Annotated in this window: 16 protein-coding genes and 3 pseudogenes; 8 read left to right on the top strand and 11 right to left on the bottom strand. The window is 68.7% G+C overall.

Features of this window, described 5'->3' with window-relative positions; genetic code table 11:
* Positions 1 to 33 precede the first annotated feature (33 nt).
* The gene (locus ACHMXE_RS12890; RefSeq protein WP_395353064.1) at positions 34 to 336 is read left to right on the top strand and encodes an NAD-binding protein; all 303 of its coding nucleotides are present in this window, start codon (positions 34 to 36) and stop codon (positions 334 to 336) included.
* On the opposite strand, the gene ACHMXE_RS12885 is transcribed toward ACHMXE_RS12890, so the two are convergent.
* From ACHMXE_RS12885 to def, 5 genes are read right to left on the bottom strand one after another with little or no spacing between them, the layout of a single operon-like run.
* Positions 320 to 658, bottom strand: a complete 339-nt coding sequence (locus ACHMXE_RS12885; protein ID WP_093351297.1) for an AzlD domain-containing protein — start codon at positions 656 to 658, stop codon at positions 320 to 322. The genes ACHMXE_RS12890 and ACHMXE_RS12885 overlap by 17 nt on opposite strands.
* The gene (locus tag ACHMXE_RS12880) at positions 655 to 1,395 is read right to left on the bottom strand and encodes an AzlC family ABC transporter permease (RefSeq protein ID WP_093351299.1); all 741 of its coding nucleotides are present in this window, start codon (positions 1,393 to 1,395) and stop codon (positions 655 to 657) included. The genes ACHMXE_RS12885 and ACHMXE_RS12880 overlap by 4 nt, the downstream gene beginning before the upstream one ends.
* Before the next feature lie 7 nt (positions 1,396 to 1,402).
* The gene (fmt, locus tag ACHMXE_RS12875; protein ID WP_395349671.1) at positions 1,403 to 2,362 is read right to left on the bottom strand and encodes a methionyl-tRNA formyltransferase; all 960 of its coding nucleotides are present in this window, start codon (positions 2,360 to 2,362) and stop codon (positions 1,403 to 1,405) included.
* A complete protein-coding gene (locus tag ACHMXE_RS12870; protein WP_203203321.1) occupies positions 2,359 to 2,862 on the bottom strand; it encodes a hypothetical protein in 504 nt (167 codons plus the stop codon). Before ACHMXE_RS12870 ends, fmt begins: the two co-directional genes overlap by 4 nt.
* 3 nt (positions 2,863 to 2,865) lie before the next feature.
* A complete protein-coding gene (def, locus tag ACHMXE_RS12865) occupies positions 2,866 to 3,387 on the bottom strand; it encodes a peptide deformylase (RefSeq protein WP_209543222.1) in 522 nt (173 codons plus the stop codon).
* 160 nt (positions 3,388 to 3,547) lie between these two features.
* On the opposite strand from def, the gene ACHMXE_RS12860 reads away from it, so the two are divergent.
* From ACHMXE_RS12860 to ACHMXE_RS12850, 3 genes and pseudogenes are all read left to right on the top strand, one after another.
* Positions 3,548 to 4,765 carry a LysM domain-containing protein gene (locus tag ACHMXE_RS12860; protein ID WP_209543224.1) on the top strand — a complete coding sequence of 406 codons (1,218 nt, stop codon included), beginning with the start codon at positions 3,548 to 3,550 and terminating at the stop codon, positions 4,763 to 4,765.
* Between the two features lie 16 nt (positions 4,766 to 4,781).
* Positions 4,782 to 5,937: pseudogene (dprA, locus tag ACHMXE_RS12855) on the top strand (DNA-processing protein DprA).
* 136 nt (positions 5,938 to 6,073) lie between these two features.
* Entirely contained in the window at positions 6,074 to 6,589 is a 516-nt protein-coding gene (locus ACHMXE_RS12850; RefSeq protein ID WP_209543227.1) for a DUF494 family protein, read from the top strand.
* A gap of 13 nt (positions 6,590 to 6,602) precedes the next feature.
* Here the strand turns inward: ACHMXE_RS12850 and ACHMXE_RS12845 are convergent, their stop codons facing one another.
* The 6 genes and pseudogenes from ACHMXE_RS12845 to ACHMXE_RS12820 all read right to left on the bottom strand — a co-directional run bounded on the left by ACHMXE_RS12845 (position 6,603) and on the right by ACHMXE_RS12820 (position 16,572).
* Complete coding sequence (locus tag ACHMXE_RS12845; protein WP_395349670.1) at positions 6,603 to 9,026, bottom strand: DUF1631 family protein; 2,424 nt, start codon at positions 9,024 to 9,026, stop codon at positions 6,603 to 6,605.
* Between the two features lie 165 nt (positions 9,027 to 9,191).
* Positions 9,192 to 10,145, bottom strand: a complete 954-nt coding sequence (gene secF / locus ACHMXE_RS12840; protein WP_093351319.1) for a protein translocase subunit SecF — start codon at positions 10,143 to 10,145, stop codon at positions 9,192 to 9,194.
* Between the two features lie 12 nt (positions 10,146 to 10,157).
* Entirely contained in the window at positions 10,158 to 12,050 is a 1,893-nt protein-coding gene (gene secD, locus ACHMXE_RS12835; protein WP_395349669.1) for a protein translocase subunit SecD, read from the bottom strand.
* Between the two features lie 93 nt (positions 12,051 to 12,143).
* The gene (gene yajC, locus ACHMXE_RS12830) at positions 12,144 to 12,476 is read right to left on the bottom strand and encodes a preprotein translocase subunit YajC (RefSeq protein WP_203203328.1); all 333 of its coding nucleotides are present in this window, start codon (positions 12,474 to 12,476) and stop codon (positions 12,144 to 12,146) included.
* A gap of 331 nt (positions 12,477 to 12,807) precedes the next feature.
* Positions 12,808 to 16,411 (bottom strand): annotated as a pseudogene (locus ACHMXE_RS12825) (indolepyruvate ferredoxin oxidoreductase family protein).
* Complete coding sequence (locus ACHMXE_RS12820) at positions 16,408 to 16,572, bottom strand: hypothetical protein (RefSeq protein ID WP_395349667.1); 165 nt, start codon at positions 16,570 to 16,572, stop codon at positions 16,408 to 16,410. The pseudogene ACHMXE_RS12825 and the gene ACHMXE_RS12820 overlap by 4 nt, the downstream one beginning before the upstream one ends.
* A 177-nt stretch (positions 16,573 to 16,749) precedes the next feature.
* Between ACHMXE_RS12820 and ACHMXE_RS12815 the strand changes: the two genes are divergently transcribed.
* From ACHMXE_RS12815 to ACHMXE_RS12800, 4 genes and pseudogenes are all read left to right on the top strand, one after another.
* Positions 16,750 to 17,226, top strand: a complete 477-nt coding sequence (locus ACHMXE_RS12815; protein WP_057594358.1) for an Lrp/AsnC family transcriptional regulator — start codon at positions 16,750 to 16,752, stop codon at positions 17,224 to 17,226.
* 131 nt (positions 17,227 to 17,357) lie between these two features.
* Positions 17,358 to 19,105: pseudogene (locus tag ACHMXE_RS12810) on the top strand (type VI secretion system Vgr family protein); the annotation flags it as partial.
* A 61-nt stretch (positions 19,106 to 19,166) separates the two neighbouring features.
* The gene (locus tag ACHMXE_RS12805; RefSeq protein WP_395349666.1) at positions 19,167 to 21,662 is read left to right on the top strand and encodes a DUF2345 domain-containing protein; all 2,496 of its coding nucleotides are present in this window, start codon (positions 19,167 to 19,169) and stop codon (positions 21,660 to 21,662) included.
* A complete protein-coding gene (locus ACHMXE_RS12800; protein ID WP_395349665.1) occupies positions 21,643 to 22,218 on the top strand; it encodes a hypothetical protein in 576 nt (191 codons plus the stop codon). Before ACHMXE_RS12805 ends, ACHMXE_RS12800 begins: the two co-directional genes overlap by 20 nt.

Below are 22,218 nucleotides of genomic sequence, written 5' to 3'. Positions count from 1 at the left end.
TCGGCACCCCGCGCCGGGCTCGATCCGGCCGTGATGACCGACGTGCTCGACGAGGCCACCGGCGGCTCGTGGATCACGCGCACGCACATCCACCAGCGCGTGATCAGCCGCAGCTTCGACGATCCGTTCAAGCTCGAGCTGATGCTCAAGGACATGGGCATCGCGGTCGACCTGGCGCGCGAGCTCGGCATGCCGGCGCCGATCAGCGAGGAGGGCCGCCGGCTATGGCAGCAGGCCGATGCGGCGCGCGGTCCGGGCGTGAGCGTGAGCGAACTGGTGCGCTGGGTCGAGACCGAGGCCGGCACCGAGATCCGCTCGGCTACCAGCCCCAGATGAGGTGCAGCGGCAGGTACACCGCCATGCCGGCCAGCATGGTGCCGAGCACGCCGCGGCGCCAGTAGTAGTAGGCCGCGCCGACCACGGTGGCGTAGATGCGCGCGTCGTGCAGCGACGTGATCAGGTGGCCCTGCGTCATCACGATCTCGGGCGCGATCACGCCGGCCAGCGCGGCGGCCGGCGCGTAGTGCAGCGCGCGATGCGCCCACTCGGGCAGGCCCCAGGGCCGGTCGAGGATGAAGAAAAAGCAGCGCGTGAGCACGGTGACGCCGGCCAGGCCGACGATCACGGCGAGCGTCCAGAAGTCGGTCTCGCCCTTCACTTGTCGTCCTCCGCCTCGGGGTCGAGTCCGAACTGCTTCTCGAGCCAGAAGCACAGCAGCACGGCCACGCCGATGGCGACCACGATGTTGAGCTTGAGCGGCAGCGCATAGGCCGCGACCGCCGTGGCGCCCGCGATCAGCGCCGCGAGGATGCGCAGCCGCGTCGTGGCCATCGAGCAGACGATCGCCACCAGGCTCAGCACGCCCGCGAAGCCCAGGCCCCAGCTCTGCGGGATCAAGTTGGCCAGCGCGATGCCCAACAGGCTCATGCCCATCCAGGCGCACCAGGTCACGGCGTAGTTGCCCGTGAGGTAGGCCTCCTGCGCGAGCCGTTCCTCGTCGGTGACCGGCGGCGCCGGGTACTGCTTCGTGAACAGCGCATAGCTCATGTCGGCCGTGAGGTAGCCGTGCAGCATGCGGCGCCAGCGCGGCATGTGCATCAGGTAGGGCCGCAGGTGCAGGCTGAAGACCACGAAGCGCAGGTTGACGCAGAAGCCGGTCGCCAGGATCACCCAGGCCGGCGCGCCCGCGAACAGCAGCGGAATGGCCGCGAGCTGCGAGCTGCCCGCGTAGACCAGCAGGGTCATCGCCACGGCCTCGAGCACGCTCATGTTCGACTTGACCATGGCCACGCCGGTCATCAGGCCCCAGGCGCCGATGCCCAGCGCCACGGGGGTCATGTCGCGCACGCCCACGCGGAACTGCGGGCGGCGCCGGATGGCGGCCGACAGGAACATCAGGCGCTCACCCGAACACCTGGCCGGTCTTGAGGTCGAAACCGCGCAGGAAATCGGCGACGCCCAGGCGCTTGCCGCCCGGGCGCTGGAGCTCGGTGACGGTCACGACCGCGTCGGCGGCCGCCACCGCGATGCCGTCGCCGGTCACCGCGAGGATGGTGCCGGGCGCGTCCGACACCGTGCCGGGCACGGCATGCGCGGCCCAGAGCTTGATGGTCTCGTTCTCGAGCGGACTGTTGGCGCCGGGGAAGGGATCGAAGGCGCGGATGCGGCGCACGATCTCGGCGGCGGGCCGCTGCCAGTCGATCAGCGCTTCCTGCTTCTCGACCTTGTTGGCGTAGGTCACGCCCTCGGCCGGCTGCGGCGTGCGCACCAGACGGCCCTCGGCGGCACCGGCCAGCGCCTCGACGATCATGCGGCCGCCGAGCGCGGCCAGCCGGTCGTGCAGACGGGCGGTGTTGTCGTCGCCGATCTCGAGCGCCTCGACCGACAGCATGTCGCCGGTGTCGAGGCCGGCGTCCATCTGCATGATCGTGATGCCGGTGCGCGCGTCGCCGGCCTCGATGGCGCGGTGGATCGGCGCGGCGCCGCGCCAGCGCGGCAGCAGGCTGGCGTGGATGTTGAGGCAACCCAGGCGCGGCAGGTCGAGCACCCACTGCGGCAGGATCAGGCCGTAGGCCGCGACCACCATCACGTCGGCACGCGCCGCCAGCAGGGCCTCGCGCGCGGCGGCGGCCTCGTCGGGGTACTTGCCGTCCAGCCGCAGGCTGCGCGGCTGCGCCACGGGCCAGCCGTTGGCCAGCGCGCACTGCTTGACCGGCGAGGCCTGCAGCTTCATGCCGCGGCCGGCCGGGCGGTCGGGCTGGGTCAGCACCAGCGCCACGTCGTGGCCGGCGGCCGCGATGGCCTCCAGCGCGACGCGCGCGAACTCGGGCGTGCCCGCGAAAACGACGCGCAGCGGGCTCACCAGCGCAGCCGATCGATGTCGAGGTCGTCGCCCGTGTGATAGCGCCGCACCACGCCGGCGGGGTCGATGTAGATGTGGAGCAGGCGGCGCTCGTTCACCGCCTTGTAGCGCCAGGTCCAGACGTTGCCGTCGAAGGAGGTCACGCGGCGGATCTCGTAGGGGCGGCCGTAGAAGGCCATGACGTCGTTCTGGCGCCACTTGTCGACCTGGATGTCATGGTCGAAGCGGCGCTCGTCGAGCACCTGGGTCACCGAGACCACCTTGCCGGCGGCGTCGACGTCGATGTCGGTGACCTCGAAGCCGGCCGGCGTGCGCGAGTACTGCAGCCGTTCGCCGCCGCCGTTCAGTGGATAGCGGCCCGTGGGCTCGCCCAGGCGCTGCAGGGTTTCGGCGGCCGAGGTGCCGGGGACGATGCGGGTGGGTTCGCTGGCGCAGCCGGCGAGCGCCAGCAGGACGGCGGCGCAGAGAAGAGGGAGGCGGGTCGAGGCACCGACGCGCATCGGTCAGGCCCTGCCTTCGCGCACGTCCTCGCGCTGCTGCTTGAGCAGCTTGCTCTTGATGCGGTTGCGCTTGAGCGGCGACAGGTATTCGACGAAGACCTTGCCCAGCAGGTGGTCGAGCTCGTGCTGGATGCACACGGCCAGGAGGCCGTCGGCCTCGAGGCTGCGCAGCTCGCCGTCGAGGTCGAGCGCCTGCACCTTGACCGAGGTCGAACGCTCGACGCCGTCGTAGATGCCGGGCACCGAGAGGCAGCCTTCCTCGTTGACGATCTTCTCGTCGCTGGCCCAGGTGATCTCCGGGTTGATCAGCACCAGCGGCTGGTCGCGCTCTTCCGACACGTCGATGACCACGACCCGTTCATGCACGTTGACCTGGGTGGCGGCCAGGCCGATGCCGTTGGCGTCGTACATGGTCTCGAGCATGTCGGCGACCAGGGCCTTGATGCGCGCGTCCACGCCCTGCACGGGCTTGGCCACCGTGTGCAGGCGCTTGTCCGGGTAACTCAGAATGATTCGTTTGGCCATGAAATCGGGGGGAAGTTGTGGCTATTTTCGCCAATTCGGCGGCTCCAGGCCGCGCGTTTGCCGGATAAACGTTGCCCTTCCGGGGGCTTGGCGCCAGAATTCGTAGCAAATTGTGAGATTCGTATGCGCCGCGATACGTCGCGCGCTCACCCATCCAGACATGAAAAAGCTCCCAATCCCGGCCCGACGCCCGAACCTCTCCGCCTCCCTGGCAGCCCTCGCGGTCGTTGCGGCGGGTGGCGTCGGCACCACGGCCTGGGCGCAGAATTATCCGATCACCCCGCAGCAGCGCGCCACGGCCCAGCAGACCGCCCAGGCCGGCGTGCCGCTGAGCGAGCTGGCGCCCAACGCGCCCGACGAGTACACGGTCAAGCCCGGCGACACGCTCTGGGCCATCTCGCGCCTGTACCTGCTGCGCCCCTGGCGCTGGCCCGAGCTCTGGGGCATGAACATCAACGAGATCGCGAACCCGCATCGCATCTACCCGGGCCAGGTGCTGTACCTCGACAAGAGCGGCGGCCGCGCCCGCCTCACCACGCGCCGCGGCGTCGGCGGCGGCGAGGGCGGCACCATCAAGCTGACGCCGCGCACCCGCTTCGACTCGCTGGCCGGCATGGCGCTGCCCACGCTCAACCCGAGCCTGATCGAGCCCTTCCTCAGCGAACCGATCGTGGTCGACGAGAACACGCTGCAGGCCGCGCCGCGCATCGTGGCCGGCAACGACAGCCGCGTGCTGCTGTCGCGCGGCGACCGCGCCTACGCGCGCGGCGAGAAAGATACGCCGCTGGTCGAGGTCCCGGGCCCGCTGCAGCACTACCGCGTGTTCCGCAGCGCCACGCCGCTCAAGGACCCCGGCACCGGCGAGATCCTCGGCTACGAGGCCCAGTACCTGGGCAAGGTCCGGCTGCAGCGTGGCGAGTCGACCACGGTCGAGACCAAGGACGACAAGGACTACATCACGGTCGTGCCCGCCACCGTCGACGTGATCGCGGCGCGCGAGGAAATCCGCGCCGGCGACCGCCTGCTGCCCGAGCCGCCGCGCCAGCTGCTGAGCTACGCGCCGCGCGCGCCGTCCACGCAGGTCGAGGGCCGCATCGTGTCGGTCTACGGCAACGCGGTGCAGTTCGCGGCGCAGAACCAGGTGGTGGCCATCAACAAGGGCACGCGCGACGGCATCGACAGCGGCCACGTGCTGGCGATCCTCAAGAACGGCGAAACCATCCTCGACCGCACCGGCGAGAAGAAGGAAACCATCAAGCTGCCGAACGAACGCATCGGCCTGCTGATGGTGTTCCGCCCCTTCGAGAAGGTCTCGTACGCGCTGGTGCTCGAAATCAACGACACCCCGCGCGCCGGCGACTTCATCGTCAACCCCTGACCCACCCGGTTCCCGCGTGGACCGCGCAGAACTCGCGGGCTGGCTGCGGCTGTCGATGACGCCGGGCATCGGCGACGGCACCGCCCGTCGCCTGCTGGCCGCGTTCGGCCTGCCGGCAGACGTCTTCGGCCAGACCGAGGCCGCGCTGCAGCAGGTGGTGAGCGAAGCGCAGGCCGCGGCGCTGCGGCAGATGCCGACCAACCTGCAGGCACTGATCGACCAGACCCAGCAGTGGCTGCGCCAGCGCGAGGACGGCCCGGATGCGGTGGTGCGCCGCATCGTCACGCTCGGCGACCCCGGCTATCCGCGCTCGCTGCTCGAGACCGCCGACCCGCCACTGATGCTGCATGTGCTGGGCGCCGAAGCCTTCGACCTGACCCAGCTCGACCACAGCCTCGCCGTGGTCGGCAGCCGCAACCCGACGCCGCAGGGCGCCTCGAACGCACGCGCCTTCGGCCGCGCGCTCGGCGAGGCTGGCCTGCCGGTGATCTCGGGCCTGGCGCTCGGCGTGGACGGCGCCGCGCACCAGGGTGCGCTCGATGCGGCCGATGCCGCGGGCGCCGGGCCGCGGCTGGCCACGGTGGCGGTGGTCGGCACCGGGCTCGACCGCGTCTATCCGGCGCGGCATCGCGAGCTCGCGCAGCGCATCACGCAGCAGGGCCTGATCGTCAGCGAGTTCCTGCTCGGCACGCCGCCGCTCACGCAGAACTTTCCGAAGCGCAACCGGCTGATCGCGGGACTCGCGCGCGGCACGCTGGTGGTCGAGGCGGCGCTCGCCTCGGGCTCGCTGATCACGGCGCGGCTCACCTCCGAGCAGGGCAAGGACGTGTTCGCGATCCCCGGCTCGATCCACTCGCCGCAGTCGGCGCGGCTGCCACGCACTGATCCGCCAGGGCGCGAAGCTGGTCGAGTCGGTGGCCGACATCCTCGAGGAATTGCAGCCCGTGGCGCGGCAGCCGTCGCCCGACACCTTCACGCCATGGAACGGCGACACGACCCACGGGGATCCGTTGCTCGAGGCGCTGGGCTTCGATCCGGTGAGCCTCGATGCGCTGGGCGCGCGCACCGGCTGGAGTGCCGCGGCGCTGCAGGCCCGCATGCTCGAGCTCGAGCTCGATGGCCGCGTGGCGCGCCTGCCGGGCGGGCTGTTCCAGCGCATGGGCGCGGCCTGAACGCACGACGGCGCACGGCGCGCACCACCCGCCACCGTCGCGCACGGCCTCGCGAGCGGCCATCGGTGTTTACGCCGATCCTTGCATTTGCACCACGCGTCGCGCCGCATCCATCGTCGTGGGCTATATTGGGCCCATGTTCGAAGTGCTCGTGTTCGTCTACGAAAACTACTGGCGCAGCGATGCCTGCCCTGAACCCGAACAATTGAGCCGCAAGCTCAGCGCCCACGGCTTCGAGGCCGAGGAGATACGCGATGCCTTGCAATGGCTCGATGGCCTGAGCCTCGCCACGCAGGGCGTGCAGCTCACGCGCAACGACGAGGAGGGCAGCGTCACGGTCGCGCCGCGTCGTGCCGCCGAGGCCACGATGCCGCAGTCACCCGATTCGATGCGCGTGTACTCGCAGTCCGAGCAGGAGCACCTGGGCGCCGAATGCCTGGGCTTCATCCAGTTCCTCGAAGGCTCGAACGTGCTGCCCTGCGACATGCGCGAGATCGTGGTCGAGCGCGCGATGGCGGCGCCCGGCGCGCCGGTGGCGCTCGACGAGCTCAAGATCATCGTGCTGATGGTGCACTGGAGCACCGGCATCGAGCCCGATGCGCTGGTGCTCGACGAGCTCTGCGAGAGCCACGAAGGCCGGCTCGCGCACTGAGCCTTTCGGCGCCTCAGTTCAACAGACGCTCGGGATTCGCGTCGAGCTTCGCGAGCGCCTCGCGCGTGGCGCGCACCGTCAGCGTTTCTTCCTCGGCCGGCGTCAGCAGCCCGGCCTGCAGGTAGGACGCGAGCCGCCCGGCCTGGATCAGAAAGCTGCGCCCGTCGGCCGAGGCGAACAGGTGCAGCTGCTTGCGGTCGCTGCGCCAGACGAACTGGACCTGGCTCACGCGGTCGTTGTGGTCGAGCATGAACCAGGTGCCCACCTGCAGCTCGTTGGCCCAGGCCAGCATGTCCTCGCTCGCGCGCGCGCCCGGCGTGTCGGCCACCACCTCGATGGCGCTCGCGTCCACGCCCAGCAGCAGCTCGATGTTGGTGGCATCGAGCGGCAGCTCGGCATCGCCGCCGCTGTCGCTCACGAAGTCCTCGAGGTGCGCGAGCCGCTCGGCCATGGCCTCGATCTTGGCCTGCGGGATGGCCTCGGTCTTGAGCATGAAGGCATCGGAGAGCGTCGCGCCGATGGTCTTGATGTAGGCCTCCTGCGGCTCGTCGACGATGCCCAGCAGCGCCATGCCCTGGCGCAGCCGCTGCAGCAGTTGCGGCAGGTCCTGGATCACGCGCGCGCGGTCGGTGCGGCTGGGCTTGGCGCTCGCGGCCCACACCAGTTCCGACGCCGCGCGCTTGAGCGTCACGGTCTGCTCGTCCTGGCCGCCGTAGCGCAGCGCGGCGATCGCCAGCACCTCGGCCCAGACCTTGAACAGGAATTCGCGGATCTCGTCGCGCACCGGCATGTCGTTGAGCATCTTGCGCAACTCGATGGTGTACTGGATCGCCATCGTCTCCTTCTGCTCGACCTGCTGCGCCACGCTCATCACGCGCTGCGCGGTGTCGCTCTGCGTGAGGTAGCGGTTGAGGAAAGCGACGAATTCGTCGAACACGAGCTTGAAGACGCGCTGCCCGGTCTCGGGGTACTGCTCGATCACCTGCACCACGCGCTTGATCTCGTTCTCGAGCGCGCTGCCCGAGATCGCGGCCGCGTCGAAGCCCATCACGCACGAGCCCATGCGGTCGATCAGCATGCGCGCGGGATGCTGCAGCGTGCCGAAGAACTCGGGCTCGGCGATGGCCACGCGCAGCACCGGCATCTGCAGCCGCGCGAACCACACGCGCGCCGAGAACGGAATGCGCTCCTCGGCCAGGATGGCCTGGAACATCAGCGCGACGATCTCGACCGTGGCCTTGTCGGCGGTGGTCGGCGCGCGCTTCTTGAGCTCGGTGCTGCGGCGGCGCAGGTCCGCGCTCTGCTGGATCAGCGTGGCCTGCTCGCCCGGCGCCTCGAGGTACTGGGTGGCGGCCGCGCGGTAGGCGGCTTCGGCATCGGCGATGGCGCCCGCGAAGGTGCGCGAGAAGGGCCGCGGCGCGCCGAAGTCGACACCGCCCGCGCTGCCGCGGCCGTCGACGCCGATCGACGAGGCCGGCTGCGTGCTGTGGCCCGTGTCGCCGCCGATGCGGCCGGTGACGAAACGCTTGAGGTTCAGCAGCGCGGTCTGCGCGCGCTGGCGGGCCGTGGCGAGCGGCGAACCGGCGGCGGGCGCAGCGCCGCCGCCGCGCTGGAACGTGCCGGGCACCGAGGCCGTCGACGGCACCGTGCCGCCCGGCGCCGCGGGGCCGCCGGCTTGCCAAACACCCGATGCACCCGATGCACCCGATGCACCCGATGCTCCCGATGCTCCCGGCGCGCCCGGGCCGGTCGCGCCGCCCGATGCCGCCGCAGCGCCGCCGGTGCGCCGCACGAAACTCTTGAGGTCGATCTCGGGCATCACGCCGTTGGCGACCAGGTGGGCGTTGGCGTCCTCGTAGGCCTTGGCGATCACGTCGACCAGCTGCGCCTGCACCGTGTCCTGCACGCGGGTCCAGAGCTGGCGGCTCAGGCCGGCGGCCAGCCACTGCTCGACCAGCAGCTTGGCCAGGGTCTCGGGCTTGAGCACGTCCTTGCCGTCGAGCTCGCTCGTGCCCTCGAGGTGCTGGATGCGCAGCCGCAGGTCGCTGAGCTCGAAGCTCGCGCGGTCGTGGATCCTCTGCGCCAGGCGCGAGGACAGGATGTTGCTTTCCACCACCTCGTCGCCGATCAGCTCGAGCCGCAGCATCTGCGTGTGCGAGGTCGAGCTGTGGAAGCCGCTGGCGCCGCTCTCGCCGAGCGCCTTGCGCCAGCCGGTCTGCGCGAGCGACACCCATTGCGAGGCATGGCCCTGGAAGGCCACGAAATCGTCGCGGTTCTCCTGCATGGCGCGCGCGCTGCCGACCTCGGAAGCCAGCTGGGTCAGGCGGTCGCGGATGGCGCGGGCCAGCGGAACGATGGCACCTTCCGTCGCCAGCACGAAACGCTCACGCGTCTCGCGAGCGAGCTGCAGGGACGAGGCTGATCGCGCGATGCTCATTGAGGAAGATCAGGGGGCAGGTACCGGTTTCACCCGACAGACGCGAGCTTGCATCGGGAAGCGCATCCGCACAAGGGTGCGCGCCCGGTCGCGTTGCATGGGCGCCTCGCGGCGAGGGACGGGCCCGACTTTACCTTGCCCAGCGCACGCCGCAGCGGCGCCGCTTCAGACCACCGCGCCGGCGTTCGGATCGTCCGGATCGCCGTCGCGCTTGACCGGGCCCTTGATCAGGTCCTCGCGCTTGATGCCGAGCCACATCGCGATGGCGGCCGCCACGAAGCACGACGAATAGATGCCGAAGCAGATGCCGATGGTGAGCGCCAGCGCGAAGTAGTGCAGCGTCGGGCCGCCGAAGAAGAACATCGACAGCACCACGAGCTGCGTGGAGCCGTGGGTGATGATGGTCCGGCTGATGGTCGAGGTGATCGCGTTGTCGATGATCTCGGTGGTGGTCATCTTCCGGTAGCGCCGGAAGTTCTCGCGGATCCGGTCGAAGATCACGACCGATTCGTTCACCGAGTAGCCCAGCACCGCTAGCACCGCCGCCAGCACCGCGAGCGAGAACTCCCACTGGAAGAAGGCGAAGAAGCCCAGGATGATCACCACGTCGTGCAGGTTGGCGAGCACGGTGGCGAGCGCGAACTTCCATTCGAAGCGGAACGCCAGGTAGATCATGATCCCGACCACCACCATGCCCAGTGCCTTCAGGCCGTTGGTGGTGAGCTCCTCGCCCACCTGCGGGCCGACGAACTCGATGCCGCGCTGCGTGGCGGAAGGGTCGATGGCCTTGAGCGCGGCCATCACCGGCACGCTCTGCTGTTCGGCGCTCATGCCCTGGCGCGCCGGCAGGCGGATCTGCACGTCGCGCGAACTGCCGTAGTTCTGCACCAGCACTTCCTGATAGCCGAGCTTGCTCACGGCGTCGCGGATCTTGCCCACGTCGGCGGGCTGCGAATAGGCCACCTCCATCACGGTGCCGCCGGTGAACTCGACCGACAGGTGCAGGCCGCGGTGCATCAGGAAGAACACCGCCAGCGCGAAGGTCGCGAAGGAGATGATGTTCAGCACCAGGGCATGGCGCATGAACGGGATGGTGCGGTGGATGCGGAAGAACTCCATGGCCTTCTTTCCTTACTTGGCTTCGGCCACGGACGTGCCGTCGGCGCTATCGGTCTTGGGGCGCCAGACGGTGCCGATCGACACGCTCTTGAGCTTCTTCTTGCCGCCGTACCAGAAGTTCACGATGCCGCGCGAGAAGAACACGGCCGAGAACATCGAGGTCACGATGCCCAGGCAGTGCACCACCGCAAAGCCGCGCACCGGGCCGGAGCCGAAGGCCAGCAGCGCGATGCCCGCGATCAGCGTGGTCACGTTGGAGTCGAGGATGGTGCCCCAGGCGCGGTCGTAGCCGGCATGGATCGCCGCCTGCGGCGAGGCGCCGTTGCGCAGCTCCTCGCGCACGCGCTCGTTGATCAGCACGTTGGAGTCGATCGCCACGCCGATCGCGAGCGCCATGGCCGCGATGCCGGGCAGCGTGAGCGTGGCCTGGATCATCGACAGCAGCGCCACCAGCAGCAGCAGGTTGACCGCCAGCGCGATCGACGAGAACAGGCCGAACAGCGCGTAGTACACGCACATGAAGACCATGATCGCCAGGAAGCCGTACATCACGGACTTGATGCCCTTGTCGATGTTGTCGGCGCCCAGCGTCGGGCCGATGGTGCGTTCCTGGATGATCTCCATCGGCGCGGCCAGCGAGCCGGCGCGCAGCAGCAGCGCGAGGTCGTTGGCCTCGGTCACGCTCATCGAGCCCGAGACCTGGAAGCGGTTGCCCAGCTCGCCGTTGATCGAGGGAGCCGTGAGCACTTCGCCCTTGCCCTTCTCGAAGATCATCATCGCCATGCGCTTCTTGTAGTTCTCGCGGCTGACGTCGCGCATGATGTTGCCGCCCTTGGCATCCATCGTCAGGTCGACCTTGGGCTGGTTGCTCTGCTGGTCGAAGCCGGGCTGCGCGTCGGTGAGGTTCTCGCCGGTGACCAGCACCTGCTTCTTGACGATCACCGGGCGGCCCGAACGATCGAAGAACTTCTCGGAACCGAAGGGCACCGGTCCGCCGCTGAGCTCGGCCGCGCGGCCTTCGGACGATTCGTCGACCAGGCGCATCTCGAGGGTGGCGGTGCGGCCGAGGATTTCCTTGGCCTTGGCGGTGTCCTGCACGCCCGGCAGCTGCACGACGATGCGGTCGATGCCCTGCTGCTGGATCACGGGCTCGGCCACGCCGAGTTCGTTGATCCGGTTGTGCAGCGTGGTGATGTTCTGCTTGAGCGCGGCGTCCTGCAGGCGGCGCGCGGCCTCGGGCTTGATGGTGGCGACGAGGCGCCAGTTGCTGCCGTCCGGACCGTCGGTGGTCGTGAGGTCGGGGAACTGGTCCTGGATCAGCTGCCTGGCCTTTTCCAGCGCCGCGGCGTCGCGGAAGCTCACCTCGACGGCCTGGCCGTTGCGGCTCACCTGGGTGCCGCGGATGTCCTTCGAGCGGAAGTTGGTGCGCAGGTCGCTCGCGAAGGACTCGGCCTTCTTGTCGATGGCGCCCTTCATGTCGACCTGCAGCAGGAAGTCGACGCCGCCGCGCAGGTCGAGCCCCAGGTACATCGGGAAGGCGTGCAGCGCGGTGAGCCACTTGGGCGAGCGCGACACCAGGTTCAGCGCCACCGTGTAGGGCGGGTCGGCGGTATCGGGCACCAGCGCATGCTGGATCAGGTCGCGCGCCTTGAGCTGCTCGTCGGGGCTGCCGAAGCGCGCGCGCAGCGAACCGCCGTCGAGCGTGATCAGATCGGGCACGAGGCTGCCCGCCTTCAGGGCCTCCTCGACGCGGGTCTGGGTGGCGGCGTCGACCTTGACGGTCGACTTGGCCGACGAGACCTGCACCGCAGGTGCCTCGCCGAAGAAATTGGGCAGGGCATAGATCAGCCCCACGAGCAGCACGATCACGATGATCGCGTACTTCCAGACCGGGTAACGGTTCATGAGATCGCGCTTTTCAGAGACGGCGGGAACGGGACACGGCGTGACTTGAGGTCCGCGGCAACGAAGCGCAAGACCGGGCCACGCTTTTCTTTCTTATTTGACGGCGCCCTTGGGCAGCACCTGCACCACCGCGCTGCGCTGCACCTTGATCTCGACGCCGTTGGCGATCTCGAGGCCCAGGTACTGGTCGCCGACCGAGGTGATCTTGCCGAGCACGCCGCCGGCGGTGGCGACTTCGTCGCCCTTGACCAGCGCCTCGATCATGGCGCGGGCTTCCTTCTGGCGCTTCATCTGCGGGCGGATCATGACGAAATACAGCACCACGAACATGAGCACCAGGGGGAGCATGCTGCCCAGCGAGGACATCATGTCGCCACCTCCGGCAGCGGGAGCGGCGGTCTGGGCGAAAGCGGTAGAAATGAACAAGGAAGTCTCCAACAGAGGGAAGAGGTAAGGGCGCCGGCGCGAGCCGGGCTCGGGGTCTGGCGGCACCCGGGCCTTCAAGGGGCCAAGGGCCGACGGGCACGGGCCCCAAATCGAAGCTCGGCGGGCTGGGCCGCGCACAGCACCGGGCATTGTATTCGTGGCGACGCGCCGCCCCACGCGCTTATCCGGCGCGAGGCGGTGGGCATTCGAAGGGGGAGAGGCGCTCCTGGATTGCTATGCTTTGAATAGCATCGATCCTAGACCGTGCCTGTGACAGCACGGTTTCGGCGCCAGGCCCGCGGGCCCGGCGTCGGCGCGGCCGAGCGCGCGCTCAGGCCGCGACGCGCTCGGCGCGGGGCTGGCGCCACTTGGCCAGCAGCTCGTTCCAGCGGATGCGCGCGGCGTCGAGGTTGCGCTCCTTCACGTGGCCGTAGCCGCGGATCTGCTCGGGCAGCGTGGCGATCTCGAGCGCCAGCGCATGGTTGTCGGCGCGCAGCGCGCCGATCACCTCGTCGATGCTCGCGCGGTACTCGCCGATCAGCGCGCGCTCGGTCTTGCGTTCCTCGGTGCGGCCGAACAGGTCGAAGGCGGTGCCGCGCAGGCCCTTGAGCTTCGCCAGCAGCCTGAAGCCCGTCAGCATCGAGGGGCCGAACTTCTGCTTGAGCAAATGGCCCTTGGCGTTCTTCTTCGCGATCAGCGGCGGCGCGAGGTGGTAGTTGAGCTTGAAGTCGCCCTCGAACATGCCCTCGATGCGCTCGAGGAAGGCGCGGTCGGTGTGCAGCCGCGCGACCTCGTACTCGTCCTTGTAGGCCATGAGCTTGAACAGGTAGCGCGCGACCGCCTCCGTCAGCGAGCTCTTGCCGGTCAGGCTGGTCTCGGCCTGCTGCACCTTGGCGACGAAGCGGCGGTACTCGTCGGCATAGGCCGCGTTCTGGTAGCCGGTCAGGAACTCGACGCGGCGCGCCACCAGGCTGTCGACGCTCTCGCGCTTCTTGAACTCGATCACCTGGCCGGGGCGCACGCGCTTTTGCAGCTCGTCGGGCCGCACGGCGGCCTGGCGACCCCATTCGAAGGCGGCCTTGTTGTTCTCGATCGCCACGGCGTTGAGCTCGATCGCACGCATCAGCGACTCGTGCGCCAGCGGGATCCAGCCCTTCTGCCAGGCGTAGCCCAGGATCATCGGGTTGACGTAGATGGTGTCGCCCATCAGCGCGGTCGCGGCCGCGTCGGCATCGAAGGCGCCCACGCCCTCGGCGCCCACGGCGCGCGCGATCTCGGCGGCACAGGCGTCCTCGGGGTTCTGCCAGTTGGCATTGCGCACGAAGGCCGCCGTGGGCGTGCTGTGCGTGTTGAGCGCCACGTGGGTGCGGCCCTCGCGCATGCGCGCCATGGTCTCGCCGTTCACCGACACCAGCGGGTCGCAGGCCAGGATCAGGTCGGCCGCCGCAGTGCCCACGCGGGTGGTGCGGATGTCGCCCTGGGTGTCGCCGATCAGCACGTGGCTCCAGGTGGCGCCGCCCTTTTGCGCCAGGCCGGCCGCGTCCTGCGTGACGATGCCCTTGGCCTCGATGTGCGCGGCCATGCCCAGCAGCTGGCCGATGGTGATCACGCCGGTGCCGCCGACACCGGCCACCACCACGCCCCAGACCTTGCCGCCGGCCAGCGACGGGATCGCGGGCTCGGGCAGCAGGCCGAACTCGGCCGGCGTGGCCGCCTTGTTCTTCGCCTTCTTCTTGAGCTGGCCGCCCTCGACGCTGACGAAGCTCGGGCAGAAGCCCTTGAGGCAGCTCATGTCCTTGTTGCAGGTGCTCTGGTTGATCGCGCGCTTGCGGCCGAACTCGGTCTCCAGCGGCTCCACGCTCAGGCAGTTGCTCTGCACGCCGCAGTCGCCGCAGCCTTCGCAGACCAGCTCGTTGATGACCACGCGCTTGGCCGGGTCGACGGCCGTGCCCCGCTTGCGGCGGCGGCGCTTCTCGGTGGCGCAGGTCTGGTCGTAGATGATGGCCGTGGTACCCGGCATCGCGCGGAACTCGCGCTGGATCTCGTCGAGCAGGTCGCGGTGCTTGACCTGCACGTGGTCGCCCGGGATGCTGACGCCCTCGTACTTCTCGGGCTCGTCGGTCACGATCACCACCTTCTTCGCGCCCTCAGCATGCAGGCTCTCGGCGATCTGCAGCACCGAGTGGCCCTCGGGGCGCTCGCCCACGGTCTGGCCGCCGGTCATCGCAACCGCGTCGTTGTAGAGGATCTTGTAGGTGATGTTCACGCCGGCCGCGATGCTCTGGCGGATCGCCAGCAGGCCGCTGTGGAAGTAGGTGCCGTCGCCGAGGTTGGCGAAGATGTGCTGGTCGGTCGTGAACGGCTGCTGGCCGACCCATGGCACGCCCTCGCCGCCCATCTGCGTGAAGCCGATGGTGGAGCGGTCCATCCAGGTCGCCATGAAGTGGCAGCCGATGCCGCCCATGGCACGCGAGCCCTCGGGCACGACGGTGCTGGTGTTGTGCGGGCAGCCCGAGCAGAACCAGGGCTGGCGCGCGTCCTTCACGCCCTCGGCCTGGATCACCTGCATCGAGCGTTCCTTGGCCTCGAGGATCGCGAGCTGCGCGTCGATGCGCGCCGCCATGTCGGAGCCGGCGGGCAGCACGCCCGTCTTCTTGAGGCGCCCGGCGATCGCCTTGGCGATCAGCGCCGGGTTCAGGTCGGCGTTGGCGCGCAGCAGCGTGTGGGCGGTCGGGTTGGGCATCGACCATTCGCCGCCCGAGTAGCCCTCGGCCGCGTGCACCTCGCCCTCGTCGAACTTGCCGACCACGTTGGGCCGCACGTCGGAGCGCCAGTTGTAGAGCTCTTCCTTGAGCTGGTATTCGATGACCTGGCGCTTCTCCTCGACCACCAGGATCTCCTGCAGGCCGGTGGCGAACTCGCGCGTCAGCTGCGCCTCGAGCGGCCACACCACGCCCACCTTGTGCAGCCGGATGCCGAGCTGGCGGCAGGCCGCGTCGTCCAGGCCCAGGTCGATCAGGGCCTGGCGGGTGTCGTTGTAGGCCTTGCCGCTGGCCATGATGCCGAAGCGGTCGTTCGGGCCCTCGATCACGTTGTGGTTGAGGCGGTTGGCGCGAATGTAGGCCAGCGCGGCATACCACTTGTAGTGCATGAGCCGGGCTTCCTGCTCCAGCGCATGGTCGGGCCAGCGGATGTGCAGGCCGCCGGGCGGCATCTCGAAGTCGGTCGGGATCACGATGTCGACGCGCTCGGGGTCGATCATGGCCGTGGCGCTCGACTCGACGATCTCCTGGATCGTCTTCATGCCCGACCACACGCCCGAGAAGCGGCTCAGCGCGAAGGCGTGGATGCCCAGGTCGAGGATTTCCTGCACGTTGGCCGGGAAGAACACCGGCGTGCCGCAGGCCTTGAAGATGTGGTCGCTCTGGTGCGCCGCGGTCGAGCTCTTGGAGATGTGGTCGTCGCCGGCCACCGCGATCACGCCGCCCCAGGCGGTGGTGCCCGCCATGTTGGCGTGCTTGAAGACGTCGGAGCAGCGGTCCACGCCCGGGCCCTTGCCGTACCAGATGCCGAAGACGCCGTCGAACTTGTTGGTGCCCTGCGGCGAGAAGCCCAGCTGCTGGGTGCCCCACAGCGCGGTGGCGGCGAGCTCTTCGTTCACGCCGGGCTGGAAGACGATGTTCTGTTCCTTGAGGAACTTGCTGGCCTTCCACAGCGCCTGGTCGTAGCCGCCGAGCGGCGAACCGCGGTAGCCGCTGATGAAGCCGGCGGTGTTCTTGCCGACCTGCTTGTCGCGCAGGCGCTGCAGCATCGGCAGCTTGACCAGGGCCTGGACCCCGCTCATGAATGCGCGCCCGTAGTCGAGGCTGTATTTGTCGTCGAGCGTGACGGTTTCGAGCGCGCGGCGGGATGTGCTCGGGCAGCGGGGCGTTCATACGGCACTCCCTTCGCAAACATGCTCGCCGCCAAATCCAGTGCGTCCGGCTACGCCGTCCGCGCCGTACTTGTGCCTTCGGCGCAACCCGCGTTGCGGGTTGTCGTCGATCGTGACGGTTTCTAGCGCGCGGCGGATGTGCTCGGGCAGCGGGGCATTCATGTCTGTCGTCTCCGTGGTGGCAGAGCCTTGTGGGCCTGGCTGATAGGTGCGGGTCTGTGCCCGGTCGGGCGCGAGCCCATGATCACGCAAAGTGTATGCCGGGTCCGCGACAGGTGTTTGCTTTCCATGCCCCCAAAAAGCCACTTCCAGAAAGAAGATTGCTTAACATCGGGCCTTATGGAAAGCATTGACAAGTTCGACCTTGCCATCCTGCAAGAACTGCAGACCGATGGCCGCCTCACCAACGCCGAGCTTGCGCAGCGCGTGGGCCTGTCGGCCGCGCCCTGCTGGCGCCGCGTGCGTGCGCTGGAAGAGGCCGGCTTCATCAAGGGCTACCGCGCCGAGATCGACCGGCACAAGATCGGGCTGGGCGTGCTCGCTTTCGTGCGCGTCGACACCGAGCGCGTCACCAACGAAGCGACCCGCAAGCTCGAGGACGCCATCCGCAAGATGCCCGAGGTCGTCGCCTGCCACTACATCAGCGGCACCGGCACCTTCGAGCTGCAGGTGGTGGCGCGCGACCTCGACGGTTTCTCCGCCTTCGCGCGGCAGCACCTGATGAACCTGCCGAACGTGAAGGACCTGCACACCAGCTTCTCGCTCGGCGAGGTGAAGGCGAGCAGCGCGCTGCCGCTGGGGCACCTGGCGAAGTAGCGGCGGCCATGACATTTCTCCGCCTTGCGGCGCTTTTGTGAGCGCTCGCTTGCGTGGATGACCATTGTTTGCAGTGCCAACGCGATGGCGCTTGCACACTGCGCGACCTCGTTTCCCTGGAGGTCACGCCGATGTCGAATCTGCCGCGCACGCTGTCGGTCCTTGGACCGGCGCTTCCCCTCGTCGATGGTCAGCCCGCGCTGCGGGCCGTGCGGCTGTCGGGCCGCGAGGGGCTCAACGCGCTGTTTTGTTATGAGCTGCTGCTCGAGTCGCCCGGTGACGCCGACCTCGACCTCGATGCCTTCATCGGCCGCGAGATCCACTGCCGCATCGCGCTCGACGACGGGCTGGACGGCATGCGCGAGATCAACGCGCTCGTCGCCGAGGCTGCCTTCCTCGGCGAGGCGGGCCGCCACGCGCAGTACATGCTGACATTGCGGCCCTGGCTGCACCTGGCCGAGCTGCGCACCGACTGCAGGATCTTCCAGGACCTGACGGTCGTCCAGATCCTCGAGGCCCTGCTCGCGCGCTACCCCTTCCCCGTCTGCTGGCGCCTCGCCGAACACTATCCGCCGCGCGACTACCAGACCCAGTTCAACGAGAGCGACTTCGCCTTCTTCGAGCGGTTGTGCCAGGAGTGGGGCATCGGCTATCACTTCGAGCATGCGGGCGGGGCGCACCGGCTGGTGCTGGGCGATGGGGCGGGGGCGTTTGCTCCCGCCGCCGGGCGCTACCGCGACCTGGACTTCCACCCACCGGGCTGGAAGCTCGATGCGGAGTACGTCCACGGCTTCGTGCCGATGCATCGGCTGGCCAGCGGGCGGTATGCGAGCCGGGAGTACGACTACATGCGGCCGCGCGCCGATCTCTCCGTCAGCCAGGGCGATTCAAAGGCCGAGGTCTACAACTGGCATGACTCGGTGGGCGGCAGCCACTGGGCGCAGCCGAGGGCCGGGCGTGGGGGATTCGAGGAGGCGGCGAACGACCCATTCGCCGAGGGACGTCAGCTCGCACTGCTTCGCGTGCAGGCCTTGCGCGCCGAAACGGTCCGCGTGCGGGGAGCGGTCCTCTCCGAGGTCTGGCTCCGGGACACACCTTCCGCCTGCATGGCCACCCACGCCAGGAAATCGAGGCCACCGAATACCTCGCGCTCGACACCCGCTTCCTGATCGAGGAAGTCGGCGCCGACAGCAATCGCCGCGAACACTGGCGCGTGAATCTCGACTTCACCGCCCACCCGCTGGCCGAACCGCTGCGCCCCGCGCTCGTGCGGCCCAAGCCCGTGGCCGTCGGCCCGCAGGTCGCAAGGGTGGTCGGACCCGCGGGCCAGAACCTCTGGACCGATGCCCTGGGCCGCATCAAGGTGCAGTTCCCCTGGGACCGCGAGGGCGCGCACGACGCCCACAGCAGTTGCTGGCTGCGCGTGAGCGCGCCGTGGGCCGGCAACCAGCTCGGCGGTGTCTTCCTGCCGCGCATCGGCCAGGAAGTGATCGTGAGCTTCATCGGCGGCGATGCCGACCTGCCGATCTGCACGGGGCGGGTGCACGACCGGGGCAACCTGCCGCCGTGGGCGCTGCCGGGTCAAGCCGCGCTCAGCGGGTTCAGGAGCCGCGAGCTGACCGAGGGCGGCGGCAATGCCGCGGCGGGGCGCAGCAACCATCTGGTGCTCGACGACACGCCCGACCGGATCCAGGCGCAGCTCAGGAGCGACCACCAGTGCAGCGTGCTGAGCCTGGGGCGCTTCGCGCGCATCGAGGACCATGCGGGGCGCAAGGAGGAGCGCGGCGAGGGCTTCGAGCTGCGCACCGACGGGCACGGGGTGCTGCGGGCAGCGCGCGGGATGCTGATCACCACCGAAGCCCGGCCGAACGCGGCGAACCATGCGCTGGACATGGGCGAGACCACGGCGCGGCTGGCCGGTGCGCAGGAACAGCACCGACATGCTCGCGGAAGCCGCCCGGCTGCACCGCGCGCAGGACGCCGGTATCGATCAGCACGAAGTGCAGCAGGCGCTCGCGAAGCAGAACGCGGCCATCGTCGACACGGGCGCCCCTTTCCCCGAACTGGAAGCGCCGCACCTGGTGCTCGCGAGCCCCGCCGGCATCGCGGCTTCCACATCGGGCGCGATGCACCTGCACGCCAAGGCCCACGCGGCCTTCACGAGCCGTGGGCATCTCAGCTTCAGCAGCGCGAAACGCTGGCTCGCCAGCGCCGCCGAGGGCATCCGCGCCTTCACGCAGCGGCACGGCATCCGCTTCATCGCCGCCGAAGGACCGATCGACCTCGAAGCCCATGCGGACGAGCTGGTGCTGCTCGCGCACAAGGACGTGCGGATCCGGAGCATCGACGGCGAGCTCCACATCAGCGCCCGCAAGAAGGTCGTGATCGTCGGCGGCGGCAGCTACACCGAATGGAGCGCGCAGGGGGATCGTGCATGGCACCGCCGGTACCTGGCAGGAACATGCGGCGCTGCATGCGCAGGTGGGGCCGATGCAGAGGCCCCTCGAGCGCCAGACCTTTTCGCGTGCGCCATGGCGACGGTCGCCCGACCGGGACGCGGCCTATCCGGTGTCGCTCTGAAAGCGAAACGTCGAGCGCGCGCCGTGATCATCAGCCCTCCCTTCCTCCCCGAGCGTGCCGCCGGCCAATCCGAAAGCGCCTGGCTCGACGTCGCGATGGCCCCGCCGGCCTCGCGCCTGCCCGGCACGCAGGCGCCCGAAGGCTCGTTCCCGCTGAGCCTGCAACTGGCCTGGCACAACGGCCTGCACATCCAGGCCCCGCAATCCGCCGGTGCCTACCTGCCGGTGCGCGCCGTCGCCGACGGCAGGGTCGTCTTCGTGCATGCGCCGACCACGCCGAACAGCGACCTCCACCATCCGCTCAACTACAACCCCTTCGGCGCCAGCCCGCCCACCGCGGCCTGGACCAGCGACGGGTTCATGGCCATCGAGCATCGGACAGAGATCGGGGCTGCGCAGGCGACGGCGACGGAGGTCGTCTACTACAGCGTCTACATGCACCTGGAGAGCCTGTCCCGCAGCCGTCGAACGAACGCACCATGGGCACCTGGCGACGCCATCTACCGCAAGGAAGTCATCGGCATGCCAGGCCAGATCTACGGCCACGCAGGGCAGCTTCATTTCGAGATCTGTTGCGACGAAACCAATCTTCGCCACCTCACAGGACGCGCGCCTCGCTGGGCCGACCCGGACATCGCGTTCGTACCTGCAACCGACGGGCGCACAGACAGCGTCTTCGGCAACGCCTACATCTACCTTCCAGCCGGCACGCCAACGTCCACACATCGCCCGTCGATGCATGTTCGTTCGGCCCTGCCTGCCGGCGGTGGCGCCAGCGCGGCCACCGACCACTTCCCACCCGATACCTTGCGCGTCCCACTGTGGTTGCGCATCGCCCACGAAGAAGGGAATGCCATGTTGGCCACATTCGACCGGCATGGCCAGCCCATCGGCGCACCGCGTCTCGACAGCCGGCATGACTACATCCGGCACACGGCCAGCCCTACACCGCGCGGACGCTTCGAATATGACCTCTGTGCCGCGGCGAAAGACCGCCATGACGCCCTGCCGTCCGCCGACCAGGCCCGCAGCAGCGCCAGCGGTTGGTATGAACTGCTGCGCTTCGGCCGCAATCTCGGCTCCGATCCACTACCGGCCGATGCCGTGCACTGGCGCAAGATCGTCACGAGCGAGGGCGAACTGTGGGTGGATCTCAACGCCGCCGGAACCCTGAAATTCAGCGATGCCGACTTTCCGACCATCGCCGGCTGGAACTTCTTCGACGACGACGGCACGCCATCCGACCTGCGTTGCGACTCCCGCAACCTCAAAGCGTCGATACGCGATCCGGATCCGAGCAACAAACGCCGGATGGAGCGCGAGGAGCTCGTCAAACGCCTCGGGGAAACACAAGTCCGTGCCCGGCTGCGTCGCGCGATCTGCCGCTTCCCCACCGAATGGGATCAAACGGAAATAGAAGCCAGTTATGGCTGGCTGGAAACCGCGGATCTGAAGCCCGCCGATGACGATGCCACGGGTGCCCGGAAGTCGGGACCGATTCGTGAAACACGCCAAGGCCGTGAGCTTCCTCGGCTTGCCTCAGGAACTCAAACGTGCCGACTGGCGCTTTCATCCCAGAGAGTTCATCGCGCACATGCGCGCCTGCGGGTGGCTCAGCGCTACGGAGTTCGCGCAGTGCTTTCCCCGGACGCTGCTGCATCTCCACGGAACCACTTTCAGGCCAGCAACCACACCTTGGCAGACGGCGATCGCGCGCGCGAACAACTGGATCCTGCCGTTCAACAAGGCGGCGAGAAAGTATGGAATCAGCGCGGCCAGGCAGAGGCTTCTTCACTTCTTCTCCCACGTCATTCCCGAAACCGGAAATCTCGCCCTCGTGAAAGAAATCGCCGGTGAGCGTGCCAACTACGCGCCCTATTTCGGCCGGGGCCTGATCCAGCTGACCCATCTGAGCAACTACAAGTCCTATGGGGACTTCCGAGGATTTCCGAGAACCTCTCCTTCCACCGCATTTCCAGCGCTCGGATGGAACCCGGACGCCCTGATCGCGGCGGACAATCGTGGAACTCATCACGCGGACAACTGCGTCGACAGCGCCTGCTTCTATGTGGTCAGGAGAGAGAACATGCTGAGCCATCTGGATGCCGGGACTTCGCAGGCAGACGTGATCCGCGTGAGCAACGACGTCAACGGATATGTCGCGATCCAGAACCTGAACGGCCTCGAGGCACGTCTTCAGAGCGCCATTCATCTCAAATACTTTTTTCTGGAAGACGTCTCGAGCAGTGGCAGCGAAAGCATCGGCTTTGCCTGGCGACGGAACAGCCAAAAGGAAGCCGTCTTGGACGCACAGGGCCGTCCGGTGCTGAGCGGCACCCCGCCTCGGCCCAGGACCCAATACGTTCTTGCACATCACACGATCAACGTTTCACTCACCAGACAGGTTCCCTAG

Origin of the sequence: Variovorax sp. UC122_21 (assembly GCF_044056785.1) — a bacterium.
In the GTDB taxonomy this organism is placed as follows: domain Bacteria; phylum Pseudomonadota; class Gammaproteobacteria; order Burkholderiales; family Burkholderiaceae_C; genus Variovorax.
Note: the sequence above shows the minus strand (reverse complement) of the source record. Positions and strands in the feature narration are given on the sequence as shown.

Excerpts from the sequence above, each read along its gene's own strand:
- ACHMXE_RS12820 (WP_395349667.1), bottom strand. The coding sequence starts at position 16,572 with ATGAATGCCCCGCTGCCCGAGCACATCCGCCGCGCGCTAGAAACCGTC.
- secD (WP_395349669.1), bottom strand. The coding sequence starts at position 12,050 with ATGAACCGTTACCCGGTCTGGAAGTACGCGATCATCGTGATCGTGCTG.
- def (WP_209543222.1), bottom strand. The coding sequence starts at position 3,387 with ATGGCCAAACGAATCATTCTGAGTTACCCGGACAAGCGCCTGCACACG.
- ACHMXE_RS12815 (WP_057594358.1), top strand. The coding sequence starts at position 16,750 with ATGGAAAGCATTGACAAGTTCGACCTTGCCATCCTGCAAGAACTGCAG.
- ACHMXE_RS12880 (WP_093351299.1), bottom strand. The coding sequence starts at position 1,395 with ATGTTCCTGTCGGCCGCCATCCGGCGCCGCCCGCAGTTCCGCGTGGGC.
- ACHMXE_RS12805 (WP_395349666.1), top strand. The coding sequence starts at position 19,167 with ATGCTCGCGGAAGCCGCCCGGCTGCACCGCGCGCAGGACGCCGGTATC.
- ACHMXE_RS12845 (WP_395349670.1), bottom strand. The coding sequence starts at position 9,026 with ATGAGCATCGCGCGATCAGCCTCGTCCCTGCAGCTCGCTCGCGAGACG.
- ACHMXE_RS12870 (WP_203203321.1), bottom strand. The coding sequence starts at position 2,862 with ATGCGCGTCGGTGCCTCGACCCGCCTCCCTCTTCTCTGCGCCGCCGTC.
- ACHMXE_RS12890 (WP_395353064.1), top strand. The coding sequence starts at position 34 with ATGACCGACGTGCTCGACGAGGCCACCGGCGGCTCGTGGATCACGCGC.
- secF (WP_093351319.1), bottom strand. The coding sequence starts at position 10,145 with ATGGAGTTCTTCCGCATCCACCGCACCATCCCGTTCATGCGCCATGCC.
- ACHMXE_RS12850 (WP_209543227.1), top strand. The coding sequence starts at position 6,074 with ATGTTCGAAGTGCTCGTGTTCGTCTACGAAAACTACTGGCGCAGCGAT.
- ACHMXE_RS12860 (WP_209543224.1), top strand. The coding sequence starts at position 3,548 with ATGAAAAAGCTCCCAATCCCGGCCCGACGCCCGAACCTCTCCGCCTCC.